General features: G+C 61.4%; 13 protein-coding genes. 10 read left to right on the top strand and 3 right to left on the bottom strand.

Going from position 1 to position 14,633, the window contains the following annotated elements; translation table 11 throughout:
- Positions 1-120: 120 nt before the first annotated feature.
- From V6M87_RS04325 to kdsA, 8 genes are all read left to right on the top strand, one after another.
- Positions 121-2,430 (top strand): UvrD-helicase domain-containing protein, encoded by a 2,310-nt coding sequence (locus V6M87_RS04325; protein WP_332848508.1) that lies wholly within the window; start codon positions 121-123, stop codon positions 2,428-2,430.
- On the top strand, positions 2,431-2,943 hold the full coding sequence (locus V6M87_RS04320; protein WP_332848507.1) for a GNAT family N-acetyltransferase: 513 nt from the start codon (positions 2,431-2,433) through the stop codon (positions 2,941-2,943). It begins immediately after the preceding gene.
- 117 nt (positions 2,944-3,060) lie between these two features.
- Positions 3,061-4,203, top strand: a complete 1,143-nt coding sequence (locus V6M87_RS04315; protein ID WP_332848506.1) for a serine hydrolase domain-containing protein — start codon at positions 3,061-3,063, stop codon at positions 4,201-4,203.
- Positions 4,204-4,377: 174 nt separating this feature from the next.
- Positions 4,378-4,614, top strand: coding sequence for a hypothetical protein (locus tag V6M87_RS04310; RefSeq protein WP_332848505.1), 237 nt, complete (start codon positions 4,378-4,380; stop codon positions 4,612-4,614).
- Positions 4,615-4,920: 306 nt separating this feature from the next.
- Positions 4,921-5,430, top strand: a complete 510-nt coding sequence (locus tag V6M87_RS04305) for a DUF6622 family protein (RefSeq protein WP_332848504.1) — start codon at positions 4,921-4,923, stop codon at positions 5,428-5,430.
- Positions 5,431-5,469: 39 nt separating this feature from the next.
- Positions 5,470-6,636 (top strand): sensor histidine kinase, encoded by a 1,167-nt coding sequence (locus tag V6M87_RS04300; RefSeq protein WP_332848503.1) that lies wholly within the window; start codon positions 5,470-5,472, stop codon positions 6,634-6,636.
- Between the two features lie 20 nt (positions 6,637-6,656).
- On the top strand, positions 6,657-7,388 hold the full coding sequence (locus V6M87_RS04295) for a LytR/AlgR family response regulator transcription factor (protein WP_332848641.1): 732 nt from the start codon (positions 6,657-6,659) through the stop codon (positions 7,386-7,388).
- A gap of 24 nt (positions 7,389-7,412) precedes the next feature.
- Positions 7,413-8,255, top strand: a complete 843-nt coding sequence (gene kdsA, locus V6M87_RS04290) for a 3-deoxy-8-phosphooctulonate synthase (protein ID WP_332848502.1) — start codon at positions 7,413-7,415, stop codon at positions 8,253-8,255.
- 48 nt (positions 8,256-8,303) lie between these two features.
- On the opposite strand, the gene V6M87_RS04285 is transcribed toward kdsA, so the two are convergent.
- The 3 genes from V6M87_RS04285 to V6M87_RS04275 form a co-directional block, all read right to left on the bottom strand.
- On the bottom strand, positions 8,304-9,077 hold the full coding sequence (locus V6M87_RS04285; RefSeq protein ID WP_332848501.1) for a BPSS1780 family membrane protein: 774 nt from the start codon (positions 9,075-9,077) through the stop codon (positions 8,304-8,306).
- On the bottom strand, positions 9,074-10,033 hold the full coding sequence (locus V6M87_RS04280) for a homoserine kinase (protein ID WP_332848500.1): 960 nt from the start codon (positions 10,031-10,033) through the stop codon (positions 9,074-9,076). The genes V6M87_RS04285 and V6M87_RS04280 overlap by 4 nt, the downstream gene beginning before the upstream one ends.
- A gap of 82 nt (positions 10,034-10,115) precedes the next feature.
- Positions 10,116-10,541, bottom strand: a complete 426-nt coding sequence (locus tag V6M87_RS04275) for a hypothetical protein (RefSeq protein ID WP_332848499.1) — start codon at positions 10,539-10,541, stop codon at positions 10,116-10,118.
- A gap of 147 nt (positions 10,542-10,688) precedes the next feature.
- Here V6M87_RS04275 and polA point away from each other — a divergent pair, with 147 nt between their 5' ends.
- Entirely contained in the window at positions 10,689-13,427 is a 2,739-nt protein-coding gene (gene polA / locus V6M87_RS04270; RefSeq protein ID WP_332848498.1) for a DNA polymerase I, read from the top strand.
- A gap of 220 nt (positions 13,428-13,647) precedes the next feature.
- Positions 13,648-14,529, top strand: a complete 882-nt coding sequence (locus tag V6M87_RS04265) for a dienelactone hydrolase family protein (RefSeq protein WP_332848497.1) — start codon at positions 13,648-13,650, stop codon at positions 14,527-14,529.
- The last annotated feature ends 104 nt before the right edge of the window (positions 14,530-14,633 follow it).

Genomic DNA, 14,633 nt, shown 5'->3' with positions numbered 1-14,633 from the left:
CTCCAGTTAGTTGCCGATATGGACTGTCAGTATAGACGCGCAAGATTGAGCGCGCTGGACGCGCCCCGAAACCGCAGGGCGGGCGGGGCGATAAAAGGGTCCTCAGGCGTATAATGCGGCATGCAAAATCAACTCCTTCACAAGCTCAATCCCGAACAACTTGCCGCTGTCACCTTGCCGCAACAGAGCGCGCTGATCCTGGCCGGCGCCGGTTCCGGCAAGACCCGCGTGCTGACCACGCGCATCGCCTGGCTGATCCAGACCGGGCAGGTGTCGCCGGCCGGCATCATGGCGGTGACGTTTACCAACAAGGCGGCGAAGGAGATGTTGACGCGTTTGTCGGCCATGTTGCCGATGAGCACGCGCGGCATGTGGATTGGCACCTTCCACGGCCTGTGCAACCGGTTATTGCGCACCCATTTCCGCGATGCGGCCTTGCCGCAGGCCTTCCAGATTCTCGACTCGCAAGACCAGCTGTCGATGATCAAGCGCCTGCTGAAGGCGAATAATGTGGATGACGAAAAATATCCGGCCAAGACCCTGATGTATTTCATCAACCACGCGAAAGACCAGGGCCTGCGCGCCAACAAGGTGGAAGCGTTCGACCCGATCGAGCGCAAGATGGCGGAACTGTACGAGCTGTACGACCAGCAATGCCAGCGCGAAGGCGTGGTCGATTTTGCCGAACTGCTGCTGCGTGCGTTCGAACTGCTCACGCGCAACCAGCCGCTGCGCGAACACTACCAGCAGCGCTTCCGCCACATCCTGGTCGACGAGTTCCAGGATACCAACGATCTGCAATACAACCTGCTGAAACTGCTGGCCGGGCACGGCGAGCGCCACGGCGGCGCGCTGTTTGCGGTGGGCGACGACGACCAGTCGATTTACGCCTTCCGTGGTGCCAATGTCGGCAACATGAGCGCGTTCGAGCGCGAGTTCAAGGTCGAGAACCTGATCAAACTGGAGCAGAATTACCGCTCGCACGGCCACATTCTCGACAGCGCCAACTTCCTCATCGCCAACAACAGCAAGCGCCTCGGCAAGAACCTGCGCACAGACGCCGGCGTGGGCGAGCAGGTGCGTATCTACGAAGCCTCGTCCGACCTGGAAGAAGCCCAGTGGATCATCGAAGAAGCCAAGGGCCTGATCGCCGACGGCATGCCACGCAATGAAATCGCGATCCTGTACCGCTCGAATGCGCAAAGCCGCGTCATCGAACACGGCCTGTTCGCGGCCGGCTTGCCGTACACCGTGTACGGCGGCCAGCGCTACTTCCAGCGCGCCGAGGTGAAACACGCGATTGCGTATCTGCAGCTGATGGACAATCCGCACAACGATTCGGCCTTCCTGCGCGTGGTCAATTTTCCCACCCGCGGCATCGGCATGCGCTCGATCGAGCAGCTGCAAATGGCGGCCGATCAGTACGGCATTTCGCTGTATGCGGCGGTGGCGTATGTCACCGGCAAGGCAGGCTCGTCATTGGGCAGTTTTGTGAAACTGATCGAGGGCGCGCGCTTTGAAACCCAGCAGATGGCATTGCCGGAAATGGTGCGCGTGGTGCTGGAACGCTCGACCTTGCTGACCCATTACGAGAAAGAAAAAGAAGGCGCTGACCGCATCGAAAACCTGGAGCAGATGGTCAATGCGGCCACCCAGTTCGTGCAGGAAGAGGGCTTCGGCCAGACCGCGCCGGCGCACCTCGGGCCGGCCACCACCGCCCAGGCCGGCGAGCCGCTGTTGAATGCCGACGGTCTCGAAGTGTTCGACGCCGATGCGCCGCTGCCCACCGTCATGTCGCCCCTGTCTGCCTTCCTGTCGCATGCGTCGCTGGAAGCGGGCGACGCCCAGGCCCAGGCCGGCCAGGAAGCGTTGCAGCTGATGACGGTGCACTCGGCCAAGGGCCTGGAATTCGACGCGGTGTTCATCACCGGCCTGGAAGAGGGCCTGTTCCCGCACGAAAGCAGTTCGCGCGAGCTCGATGGCGTGGACGAAGAGCGGCGCCTGATGTACGTGGCCATCACGCGCGCACGCAAGCGCCTGTACATGAGTTTTACCCAGCAGCGCATGCTGCACGGCCAGACCCGCTACAACCTCAAATCGCGCTTCTTCGACGAGTTGCCGGAAGAAGCATTGAAATGGCTGTCGCCGCGCGTGCAGACGCACTGGTTCGCGAACAAAAAAACGGCGTGGGACGATGCCGAGTTCCGCAGTGGCACGGACAACAAGATCGCCCAGCAGATTGCCCACAAACAGGTGGGTGGCTCGGGCTGGCGCATCGGCGAATCGGTCGCGCACAACAAATTTGGCGAGGGCGTGATCGTCAACCTGGAAGGCAGCGGCGCCAATTTGCGGGCCCAAATCAATTTTGGCAAGGCGGGTATCAAGGTGCTCGATTTGTCGGTAGCCAAGCTGGAACGGGTGGCCCGCTAAATGGTCGAGCTGGTCCCGGTGGGCCATGCCGATCGGGCTGCGCTGCTGGCCTTCGAGCTGGAGAATCGGGCGTTTTTTGAAGCCAATATCAATGCCCGGGCCGCGACCTTTTATTCTGATGAGGGCGTCAAAAGCGCAATCGATGTCGCCCTCGACGATGCCGCCGCCGACCGGGGTTACCAGTTTTTGGTCAAGTCCGACAAGGGTGACATCCTCGGACGTATCAACCTGCGCGAGGTCGAGCGGGAGCGCGGTTCTGCTGTGATGGGCTACCGCATCGGCGCTGCACATGTGCGCCAGGGGCATGCCAGCGCCGCGGTACAAGCCGTGCTGGAGATCGCCTTTGGCCGCCTCGGCCTGCGGCGGATCGTGGCGGGGGCGCGCACCAGCAACCTCGGCTCCGTCCAGGTCTTGCTGCGCGCTGGCTTTGGCCGGCTCGACGACGTGGCCGACACAGTCGAACTGAACGGCGTGGTGCACGAACACGTGTACTTTGAACGGCGCCTCGATTAAGTGTAACGACGCGCATATGCGTACCGCCGTTTACTGTTCGGAAAAAACATACAGACGACTTTTTCTGTCGCCGCTGAACCCCTTGTGCGAAAATGACCCTCCCCCTGGATGGTACGCATGATGACCAAATTCGCCGTAATCATCACTGGAATGACAGTATTGCTGGCAGCTTGCAAGCCCTCACCCCAAGCACCTGCGCATGACATTCCTGCGGCGATGAGCCGTACCGCGACCACCTTACTGCGGTCAAAATTGCTACACGCGACCTCGATTGCTGTCGTTTATCGCGGCAAGGAATTCATGTTGCATCAAGGCGAGCTGGAGACCGGTAAAGCGAATCCGCCAAACAATACAACGCTTTATGAAATCGGCTCAGTCAGCAAAACGTTTGCTGGCCTGCTACTGGCGAATGCTGTCCTCGATGGGAAGGCAGCGCTCGACGATCCCATACAACAGTACCTGGCGGCCGCCTACCCGAACCTGCAGTCGCAGGGGCAGCCGGTTCGCCTGCGCCATTTGATCACGCACACCAGCAATATGCCGGGCATGCTGCCATTGCACGTGAACACCGTATTGAAAGATTTCACTGCACACACCACGCCTGCACAGCTCAATGCAGCCTACGCCAACTACGGACGCCAGCAATTCTGGCAAGACTTACACACAGTCAGCATCAACGGTCCGCTGGGTAAGGACTACGCATATTCGAGCGCCGGTACCGAACTCGTTGCGCACGCTCTCGAAAAAATCTACGGATTGCCCTATGAAGTCCTGCTCACGCAATTCCTCGCGCGCGAAGCCGGCATGCAAGATACCAAGCTGAGAATCACGGCCAGGGATACCGGCCGGCTAGCGCCCGGCTACCATAGCGACAACCCCGTCATAACGACACCGATGCCACAGCTGCCTTGGGGCGCAGCCGGCAACTTGAAGTCAACGATGCCGGATATGACGAAATACCTGCGCCTGCAATTAGGTGACAACCCTGCGGTCGTCGAATCGCACAAGCCGCTGGTACGCTTTCAGGACGATTTCAGCATTGGATATTTCTGGAACATTGGTAGCAATCGTCAGCTTGGCACGCATTACGTCCACCATGGCGGCGTGCCACGTGCGCAAAGTTACGCTTACGTTGTCCCCAAATATCAGCTTGGCGTCTTCATCATCACCAACCAGAGCGGCGACGCTACTGCCGGCGCCATGGAAAGCGCGCTGGCGTCTATTTTCGACACAGTGGAATCCATAGAAAGCGCGAAGTAGGTCGGTCGAACTTATATAAACGATCAAACGCCGGACGCTGCGCGCAGCCATAAGCTGCCGCTCGATGGGTGCACTTTCATTGATCCCGCCAGCAACCTGCTATGCTGCACCGAACGGCCGGGTTCGGCCAGAAGCGGTCATTCTTGAAGCCATGCCGACCGAAATAAATATCATATGACTGAAGAAAGTTCTGAAATTCGAATATTAATTACCAGCGATGAAGCCTTGGTATTGTTTGAATTTTTGCGGCGCTATTCTGATACAGACCAGTTGAATGTAGTAGATCAAGCAGAACAGAGAGCTCTCTGGAATCTATGCTGCATTTTTGAAAAGACGCCCGTGGCTCCATTTGACATGGAGTATGGGCAAGCGTTGGCAGATGCTCGGGAACGACTACGGGACGAAGAATGACTTCGAAAGTCCGCGTTGAGTCGGTACCGGCCTGTCGACGCAGGCCTGATTTCATTTGCAGCTAGCGCGAACATATTTGCATATAGCGCGAGCACGACCCATCCGTCATTCGCACGCAATCTGAGCCAGAAAACGCGTCGAATCCGGGCATGGTCCGTTTCAAACGCGCGCCGCGACCATTAACCACCGCATTTCGCGCCCGTCCGCTGCATTTCGCGTCATCCCGTAGCACTTCATCGCAGCGCTCCCACTGCACTGTGTATCTCCCCCACACTGGCTCCACTCACCCACCTGACGGAGCCGACCATGCTGAACCAGATCTTCACCCACACCCCCCTGTACGTCTGGGTAATCCTCGCCTTCCTGATTTTCCGCGGCGTTATTGCCATGCGCACCCGCGAGCTTGCCATGAACAAGCTGTTCATCATCCCGCTGGTGATGCTGGCCCTGTCCCTGTTCGATATCGCGGCAAAATTCGGCCTCGGCGGCATCGGCTTTGCCACCTGGACCGTCACCATGGCCGCCACGCTGGCGCTGCTGGTCAGGTTCGGCGCCGCGCGGATTGCGCCGACGGCAAAACCCGGCCATGTCGTCGTGCTCGGAAGCAAATTCCCGCTGGCGCTGATGATGGCGATCTTCGTCACCAAATACGTGACGTCGATTGCCGTCGTGGTGCAACCGCACCTGCGCGAGAATGCCATCTTCACGGTGGCGGTGTGCGCCTTGTTCGGCCTCTTCAGCGGCTACTTCCTGGGCCGCCTGGCGCGTGATCTGAAGGCCTACCAGGGATTTTCGGCGCAGCTGCAGGCAATCTGAAGCCGGTCTCCCCGCGACTGCTACCATAGCAAGATGTCCATGCCATCCCAACAAGCCAAGCTGAAGCACGTTGCTCACCCGCTGGACTTCCTGCCGTTCGTCCGGCGCTGGTCGCGTACCCCGTTGCGCAGCATCGTCCTGACATGCGTGCTGGGCATGCTGATCGGCGCCATCGTGACCACCATCCAGGCCGCCTTTTCCGACAAGATCCATTTCTCCAATGCCGTGGTGCCGGTGATCGTGATTGGCAACAGCGTCGGTTTCACGATCCATGGCGGCCTGGTGCTCCTGGCCGTGTTGACACGCGGCTGGTCGCACCGCCAGAGCGGGACGGTGCGCTCGCTGTACTACGTGACGGCCGTGTCGATCCTGTCCTTTATCGGTGTCGCGCTGGGCAACGCGCTGCTGCGCGGACGCAATCCCTGGCATTACGTGACGCATTTCCAGGAACTGGCGCACGTGCTGCCGTTCACCTTTGGCTTGGCCGTGCTGCTGCTGATCATGACCAGCGTCGGCCAGCGTCGTGCCGAAGCGGAAGTACAAAGGCTGCGCCAGCGCGAAGAACTGGCCGCCACCGCACAACTGCTGGCCGAAGCGAAGTTGCGCGCGCTGCAGGCCCAGATCGAACCGCATTTCCTGTACAACACGCTCGCCAACGTCCTTGGCCTGATCGATACCCAGCCGGCCCAGGCGCGCCACATGCTTGAGCGCTTCATCGATTTTCTGCGCGCCAGCCTGCACGCCAGCCGGGCCGAATCGGCCACCGTCGGCGCCGAGCTGGACCTGGCGGCCGCCTACCTCGACGTGCTGGCCGTGCGCATGGGCAAACGGCTGCACTACCGCATCGAGGCCGATGCCGCGGCGCGCGCGAGCGGCATTGCGCCCATGCTGATCCAGCCGCTGGTGGAAAACGCCGTCATGCACGGACTCGAACCGAAGATCGCGGGCGGCACCATCGTTGTACGGGCGCAGCGCAGCGGCGACACTTTGCAGGTCGACATTGCCGACGACGGCGTCGGCATCGGCAACGCCCCTGCGCGCGCTGGTGGCGGCGTCGGCATGGCCAACGTGAAAGCCCGTGCGCTCAGTGTGCATGGCGACGGCGCTCGACTCCAATTGCTCGACAATCCCGGCGGCGGCGCCATCGTGCGCCTGCTGTTGCCAATTTCATCGAAGGTGCCATCATCGACAAGCCCACAGCCCTGATCGCGGACGACGAGCCGCACCTGCGCGACTATCTCGCCACCCAGCTGGCCATCGCCTGGCCAGACCTGCGCATTGTGGCCAAGGCCGAAAACGGCATCGAGGCGCTGCGCCTGGCCGACGAACTCACGCCCGACATCGTGTTCCTCGATATCCAGATGCCCGGCCTGACCGGCCTGGACGTGGCCGCGCGCCTGGCGACCAACGAACATGGCCCCCACATCGTGTTCGTGACGGCTTACGACCACCACGCCGTCGCCGCCTTCGAGCATGCCGCCTGCGACTACCTGCTCAAGCCCGTGACGGCGGCGCGCCTGGCGCAAACGGTGACGCGGTTGCGCGCCGCCATGCAGGCCAAACCGGCGGGCGAGGCCGCCACGCTGCGCGCCTTGCTGGACCAGCTGGGTGTCGCGGCGGTACCGAAGCCGGCACCGCTGCAATGGATCCGCGCGGCCCATGGCAAGGAAACGCGCCTGATCTCGATCGAGGACGTGCTGTATTTTCAAAGCAATGACAAGTACACTAGCGTCTTCACGCTCGAGGGCGAAAGCCTGATCCGGACGCCCCTGCGCGAATTGCGCGACGGGCTCGACGAGCAGCGCTTCTGGCAGATTCACCGCAGCGTCATCGTCGCCGCCAGCGCCATCGCTGCCACGCATACCGACTTCCGCGGACGGCTGATGGTGCGGCTCAAGGGGCGCGAGGAGCTGCTCGTGGTCAGCCGTAATTACACCGATCAGTTTCGCCAGATGTAACAACCTCACGACAGGAACACCCGCATGGTCACAATCAACGACACTATCAACGTCAGCAACACCGCCCCCTTTGTCCTGTTCGGCGGCATCAATGTCCTCGAATCGCGCGACCTGGCGCTGCGCAGCTGCGAAGAATACGTGCGCGTCACGCAAAAACTGGGCATTCCCTACGTGTTCAAGGCCAGCTTCGACAAGGCCAACCGCTCCTCGATCCACTCTTACCGCGGTCCGGGACTGGAAGAGGGCCTGCGCATTTTTCAGGACGTCAAGGCGGCCTTCGGCGTGCCGATGATCACCGACGTGCATGAACCGTGGCAAGCCGCGCAGGTGGCCGAAGTGGTCGACGTGCTGCAGTTGCCGGCCTTTTTGGCGCGCCAGACCGACCTGGTGGTGGCGCTGGCCAAAACCGGCCGCGTCATCAACATCAAGAAGCCGCAATTTCTCAGCCCGGCGCAAATGGGCAATATCGTCGAAAAGTTCAAGGAAGCCGGCAACGAACAATTGATTTTGTGCGAACGCGGCACCTGCCTGGGTTATGACAACCTGGTGGTCGACATGCTCGGTTTCGGCGTCATGAAAAAAGTCTGCAACGATTTGCCGATCATTTTCGACGTCACCCATGCGCTGCAGCAGCGTGATCCGGGCGGCGCGGCGTCGGGCGGACGGCGCCAGCAAGTGGCCGACCTGGCGCGCGCCGGTCTCGCCGTCGGCATCGCCGGCCTGTTCCTGGAAGCCCACCCGGATCCGGATCATGCCAAATGCGATGGCCCGAGCGCACTGCCGCTCGACCAGCTCGAGCCCTTCCTGACCCAGTTGAAGCAGCTCGACGACGTGGTCAAATCGTTTGCACCGCTGAATATCGCGTAGTCGCATCCAGACGAAAAAAACCGCCAGGCTGGCGGTTTTTTTTCGTCCTTACAGCTTGGTCAGCGAGACCGGCAGCGGCGCCGGCGTGCCAAAGATCTGGCGGTAGGCGGCGTACAGCGCGCACTGCAACAGCAGGAAAAACAGGAAAAACACCCACATGATGACGATCCGGGCGACGCCCGACTGCCCCAGCACAAAGGCGATCACGATGCACAGGCCAAACAGGATGGCGAACCAGCTCATCAACAACACGCAAAACGCGCGGCCGGCGCGCAGGACGGCGAAGAAGCTGTAGAACACGGCTTTGCCGGTTGGCATGTTTTGCCAGTACGTGAGCGGCGCGGTGAACGCCAGCGTCAGCACGGCCAGGGCCTGCAGCAAAAACACCACCAGCAGGCCGAGCATGTCGCTACCGCTGACGTGTTGCAGTTCGGCCGCATTGGTGCCGCTTTCAGCCTGTTTCAGGATGTCGGGATCGACCGCGAAGCGCATGATCATTGCCAGCACAAAAAACACACCCAGGTACACCAGGCCCACTTTCAGCAGCGTTTTGACGGCCGGCTGGCGAAAGCCGGTCAGCAAGATGTCGGGGGTGACGCGCTTGTCTTGTTCGATCAGCATGCACGCCTGCATGAAGGCCAGCGAAAAGCATGGCACCAGCACGATCGCCACCATCGGACCGATGAACGGAATGACACCGACCAGCACGCTGATCAGGATGTCGGCAAAGAGCAGGGTGGTCAGGCCGGCCGGCTGCTTGCGGAACAGGCCCGCGCCTTGCTTGAGCCAGGCCCAGCCTGTGCTTGCAGTTAATTGACTCATGCGAACAATTCTCCAGCTGGTACAGCAATACGTTCGCGCAATATGCGTTCGAAGTGGGTGGGATCGTGCGGCGTGAGCATTTCTGCGGCACGCGGCATGTGCAGGTCGTACAGGCGCGACAGCCAGAAGCGCAGTGCGGCGGCGCGCAGCAGCGGCTGCCAGGCCGCGCTTTCGGCCGGCGTGAACGGGCGCACCGCGTGGTAGGCGTCCAGCAAGGCGCGCAGGCGGGCTGCATCGAGCTGGCCATTCTCCTGGTCGATGCACCAGTCGTTGACGGTGACGGCCAGGTCGAACAGCCAGGTGTCGACGCCGGCAAAATAGAAATCGAAGCAGCCGCTGAGGGTGGTATCGACAAACATCACGTTATTGCGGAACAGATCGGCATGGACCGGGCCGCGCGCGAGGCTGGCGTAGACCGGCGTGCTGGCAAAATCCTGTTGAAACGCGATTTCGGCGCGCAGCAGACCGGCTTCGCCAGCCGACAGGAAAGGCAGGACCGCGGGCGCGGTCGCCGCACACCAGTCGAGGCCGCGCAGATTGGGCTGGTGCATGGTGAAGCTTTGCGCCGACACGTGCATGCGGGCCAGCATCGCGCCCATCGCGGCGCAGTGCACTGGCTGCGGATCCATCTGCGACGATCCCGCCAGCTTGCTGACGATCGCGGCCGGCTTGCCGTGCAGCGGCACGACCAGTTCGCCGGCGCTGTTGGCCACCGGGTCGGGCACGGGAATGCCGCGCGCCGCCAGGTGCTTCATCAGTTGCAGGTAGAAGGGAAGCTGGGAAAATCCGAGGTTTTCGAAAATCGTCAGTACGTACGCGCCACGCTCGGTCGTCAAAAAGAAATTGCTGTTTTCGATGCCGGAAGCGATGCCGTCGATTGCCAGCGCTTTGCCAAGTTGAAATTGCTCAAGCCACGCTTGGAGGTCGTCCAGGGTGACTGCGGTGAAAACTGCCATGTGCTAGTGAAAAGTAGGAGAAATCGGGGAGCGGCTACAGCTGGCATGCCGCCATACGGCAGGGCGGCATGCCAGGCAAGACTTATTTGGTGACGGTCGGTGGCGGTGCATCCGCGGTTGACGATGGGCCGGTGGCCTCGGCAGCTGGCTTCTTGGTACCGGCGCCAAACTGCAGCACGGTCCAGGTCGGGGCGCGAATCGAATTGCCGTTTTGCGCATCGTTGATCTGCGCATTGCCGGCCGGCCGGTTCGGCTTCATGTTGTAGCGGCTGCCGCTGCTGACGACGTCTGCTTCCACCACCTGGCCATTCACGCGGCGCTCGGTGATGACCGTGCGCGGGCTCGATTGGGCCGCCGTGGCCGGCACATCGCTGCCTGGCTCGACCTGTTCGAGCTGGGGTGGCGCCTGGCTCACGACCTTCGAAGCAGGCTGTTGCGCCGAAGCGAGGCCCGCGAACGCAAGCGCGCCCAGGGAAAGTGCTTTCCAGAATGAAGACGTGCGAGCCATGATAGTCACCTTATAACGTTTGGATCATTGTAACAAAGTGCTGCCATTCGCTGTGCAAACTCGGCGAATCATCCTCATATGTGATTCTGCGATAATGACCGACACTTCGCCGCCTGCCGGCCGCCCTCTTTACGACGATAAAAACTCATGCAAAATACGCTACTCCTGGTCGATGGTTCCAGCTATCTGTACCGCGCTTTTCACGCCTTGCCCGACCTGCGCAGCCCGGACGGCCATCCGACCGGCGCCATGCACGGCATGGTCAACATGCTGCGCCGCTTGCGCGCCGATTACCCAGCCGCTTACATCGCCTGCGTGTTCGATGCCAAGGGCAAAACTTTCCGCGACGATATGTATGCGGAATACAAGGCGACGCGCGCCTCGATGCCGGACGATTTGCGCCTGCAGATCGAGCCGATCCACGAAGCGGTGCGCCACATGGGCTGGCCGATCCTGACCGTCGAGGGCGTCGAAGCGGATGACGTGATCGGCACGCTGGCCGCCCAGGCCGCCGCGCGCGGCATGAACGTGATCGTCTCCACCGGCGACAAGGACCTGGCGCAGCTGGTCAACGACAAGGTCATGCTGATTAATACGATGAGCAACGAAAAGCTCGACGAAGCCGGCGTGCTGGCCAAGTTCGGTGTCACGCCCGACCGTATCATCGATTACCTGACGCTGGTCGGCGACACCGTCGACAATATCCCGGGCGTGGCCAAGGTGGGCCCGAAGACGGCGCTCAAATGGCTGGGTTTGCACGGTTCGCTCGACGGTGTGATCGCGAATGCGCACACCATCGGCGGCGCTGTGGGCGAAAACCTGCGCAGCGCGCTCGACTGGCTGCCGCAGGGCCGCGCGCTGGTCACCGTCAAGCTCGACTGCGACCTCTCCGGGCACATGGTCTCGATCGAAGAATCTCTCACTGGCAAGCTCGAAGACGCGGACGAGCTGCGCGAATTTTTCCAGCGCTACGGTTTCAAAACCATGCTGCGCGAACTGGCCGGCAGCGCGCCGGCGGCATCGGCGCTCAATTCGCCGGAGGGAGAGATGAGCGGTCAGATCGCCGGCGTGCCTGTGATACGCGGTGAGTATGAAACTGTCACTACTGAGTCGCAACTCGACAAATGGCTGGCACGCATCGATACTGCCGTGCTGACCTCGGTCGACACCGAAACCACCTCGCTCGAACCGATGACGTCGCAGATGGTCGGCATATCGCTGTCGGTGGAACCGGGCCATGGCGCCTACATTCCGCTGGCGCACCGCTATGCCGGCGTCACCGAGCAACTCAATCGCGAAATGGTGCTCGAGCGCATGCGCCCGTGGCTGGAAGACAAGGACAAGCCGAAGGTCGGCCAGAACCTGAAATACGACGCGCACATTTTTTCGAACCACGGCGTGACCCTGCGCGGCATCGTGCATGACACCCTGCTCGAATCGTACGTGTTTGAATCGCACAAGCCGCACGACATGGACACCATGGCCCAGCGCCACCTCGGCTACACCACGATTCCCTTCGTGGACGTGTGCGGCAAGGGCGTCAACCAGATCTGCTTCGACCAGGTGGAGCTGTCGCGCGCCACCGAATACGCGGGCGAAGATTCGGACATCACGCTGCGCCTGCACCACGCCATGATCGGCCACGTCGAGAGCAATGCGGGCCTCGACTACATCTATAAAAAAATCGAATTGCCAACCTCGGTCGTGCTGCACAAGATCGAGCGAAACGGCGTGCTGATCGACGCTGCACTGCTCGATAAACAGTCGGGTGAACTGGGCGCGCGCATGATGGAACTGGAAGCCCAGGCTTATGTGCTGGCCGGCGGCCCGTTCAACCTCGGTTCGCCAAAACAGATCGGCGAAATTTTCTTCGGCAAGCTGCAGCTGCCGGTGATCAAGAAGACGCCGACCGGCGCGCCGTCGACCGACGAAGAAGTGCTGCAAAAGCTGGCCGAGGATTATCCTCTGCCAAAAATTTTGCTGGAACACCGCAGCATGTCGAAGCTGAAATCGACCTACACCGACAAATTGCCGAAGATGGTCAACCGCGACACCGGCCGCGTGCACACCAATTATGCGCAGGCCGTGGCGGTGACGGGGCGCCTGTCGTCGAATGACCCGAACCTGCAGAACATCCCGGTAAAAACCAAAGAAGGCCGGCGCATTCGCGAAGCCTTCATTGCGCCCGCCGGCAGCCAGATCGTGTCGGCCGACTATTCCCAGATCGAGCTGCGCATCATGGCGCACATTTCGGGCGATGAAGCGATGCTGCGCGCGTTCTCGGAAGGCATCGACATTCACAGCGCCACCGCGGCCGAAGTGTTTGGCGTGGCGCCGGAAGAAGTGCAGTCGGAACAGCGCCGCTTTGCCAAGGTGATTAACTTCGGCCTGATCTACGGCATGAGCGCGTTCGGTCTGGCTGCCAACCTCGGCATCGAACGGGCCGCGGCGCAGAATTACATCGATCGTTATTTTGTGCGCTTCTCCGGCGTCAAGCAGTACATGGACGAAACCCGCCTGGCCGCCAAGGCGCGCGGCTATGTCGAAACCGTGTTCGGCCGCCGCCTGTGGCTGCCCGAAATCAATTCGCCGAACGGCCCGCGCCGCCAGGGCGCCGAACGCGCCGCCATCAACGCGCCGATGCAGGGCACCGCTGCCGACCTGATCAAGCTGGCCATGATTGCCGTGCAGAACTGGCTCGAGACCGAGCAGCTTGCCACCCGCATGATCATGCAGGTGCACGATGAACTGGTGCTGGAAGTGCCGGATGCCGAGCTGGAACTGGTGAAACGCAAGCTGCCGGAATTAATGGCCGGCGTGGCGGAACTGAAAGTGCCGCTGGTGGCCGAAGTGGGCGTGGGCGCGAACTGGGACGAAGCGCACTGAGATTCTCAAACCACAGACGCCGGCATTACCCATCGCCTTAAAAACCGTCACCCCGGCGCAGGCCGGGGCCGATAACACTTCTCCGAAGTTGTTTAGTTTGATGGCTCACGGCTGCATGCTATGGATCCCGGCCTGCGCCGGGATGACGGTATTGCGTGTAGGGGTATAAATGACGATGCCGCTGTTAATATTACAACCCAACCATTTGCCGGAGGACTGCATGAAAGACATCGTCAACGACTACGCCAGCCTGCTCGACAACGCCAGGTTTTCTGACGGCGTCGAGCGGCGCGACTTTCTGAAAGCAGCCCTCGGCTCGAGCTTCGCCCTGGCTGCCATGCCAGTGGTGGCCCAGTCCGTGATCAAGACCGACACCACCGGCCTGACCGCCGGCACCGTCACGTTGAACATTGCCGGCCAGGCCGTCCCGTTCTACCGCGCGCAGCCGGAAGGCAAGAACAACCTGCCCGTCATCCTGGTGATCTCCGAAATTTTCGGCGTCCATGAGCACATCGCCGACGTCGCGCGCCGCTTCGCCAAGCTGGGCTACCTGGCCATCGCGCCCGACCTGTTCGTGCGCCAGGGCGACGCCGTCCACGCCGAACGCGACGTGCTGATGCGCGACATCGTCGGCAAGACGCCGGACGCGCAAGTGCTGTCCGACCTCGACGCCGTGGTCGCCTGGGCCAAACAAAACAATGGCAATATCGACAAGCTCGGCATCACCGGCTTTTGCTGGGGCGGCCGGATTACCTGGCTGTATGCCAGCCACAACCCGAACGTCAAAGCCGGCGTTGCGTGGTACGGCCGCCTGGAAGGCACGCCCAACCAGTACACGCCAAGCAACCCGATCGATTTTGCCGCCAAACTGACGGTGCCGGTTCTGGGCCTGTACGGCGCCAAGGACAGCGGCATCCCGCAAACCTCGATCGAGAAAATGAAAGGCGAACTGGCGAAAGGCAAGAGTGGCTCGACCTTCGTGGTGTTTGCCGACTCCGGCCATGCATTCCACGCCGACTACCGTCCGAGTTATGTGGAGAAGGACGCCAGGGATGGTTGGGCGCGCGCCACGGCCTGGTTCAAGGAACACGGGGTCATTTAACTGCCCGAGGGCAAGTGCAGGTACGGGCGAGTACAATGCCCGCCTTGCTGAGACAGCAATACCCGCACAAGAGGCTACCAAATCGACCCGATTCTCATCTCCAT

Source organism: Massilia sp. S19_KUP03_FR1 (assembly GCF_036688685.1).
GTDB lineage: Bacteria > Pseudomonadota > Gammaproteobacteria > Burkholderiales > Burkholderiaceae_D > JALYUM01.
Note: the sequence above shows the minus strand (reverse complement) of the source record. Positions and strands in the feature narration are given on the sequence as shown.

Excerpts from the sequence above, each read along its gene's own strand:
- V6M87_RS04315 (WP_332848506.1), top strand. The coding sequence starts at position 3,061 with ATGATGACCAAATTCGCCGTAATCATCACTGGAATGACAGTATTGCTG.
- V6M87_RS04325 (WP_332848508.1), top strand. The coding sequence starts at position 121 with ATGCAAAATCAACTCCTTCACAAGCTCAATCCCGAACAACTTGCCGCT.
- V6M87_RS04320 (WP_332848507.1), top strand. The coding sequence starts at position 2,431 with ATGGTCGAGCTGGTCCCGGTGGGCCATGCCGATCGGGCTGCGCTGCTG.
- kdsA (WP_332848502.1), top strand. The coding sequence starts at position 7,413 with ATGGTCACAATCAACGACACTATCAACGTCAGCAACACCGCCCCCTTT.
- V6M87_RS04310 (WP_332848505.1), top strand. The coding sequence starts at position 4,378 with ATGACTGAAGAAAGTTCTGAAATTCGAATATTAATTACCAGCGATGAA.
- V6M87_RS04275 (WP_332848499.1), bottom strand. The coding sequence starts at position 10,541 with ATGGCTCGCACGTCTTCATTCTGGAAAGCACTTTCCCTGGGCGCGCTT.
- polA (WP_332848498.1), top strand. The coding sequence starts at position 10,689 with ATGCAAAATACGCTACTCCTGGTCGATGGTTCCAGCTATCTGTACCGC.
- V6M87_RS04285 (WP_332848501.1), bottom strand. The coding sequence starts at position 9,077 with ATGAGTCAATTAACTGCAAGCACAGGCTGGGCCTGGCTCAAGCAAGGC.
- V6M87_RS04305 (WP_332848504.1), top strand. The coding sequence starts at position 4,921 with ATGCTGAACCAGATCTTCACCCACACCCCCCTGTACGTCTGGGTAATC.
- V6M87_RS04280 (WP_332848500.1), bottom strand. The coding sequence starts at position 10,033 with ATGGCAGTTTTCACCGCAGTCACCCTGGACGACCTCCAAGCGTGGCTT.
- V6M87_RS04300 (WP_332848503.1), top strand. The coding sequence starts at position 5,470 with ATGCCATCCCAACAAGCCAAGCTGAAGCACGTTGCTCACCCGCTGGAC.
- V6M87_RS04265 (WP_332848497.1), top strand. The coding sequence starts at position 13,648 with ATGAAAGACATCGTCAACGACTACGCCAGCCTGCTCGACAACGCCAGG.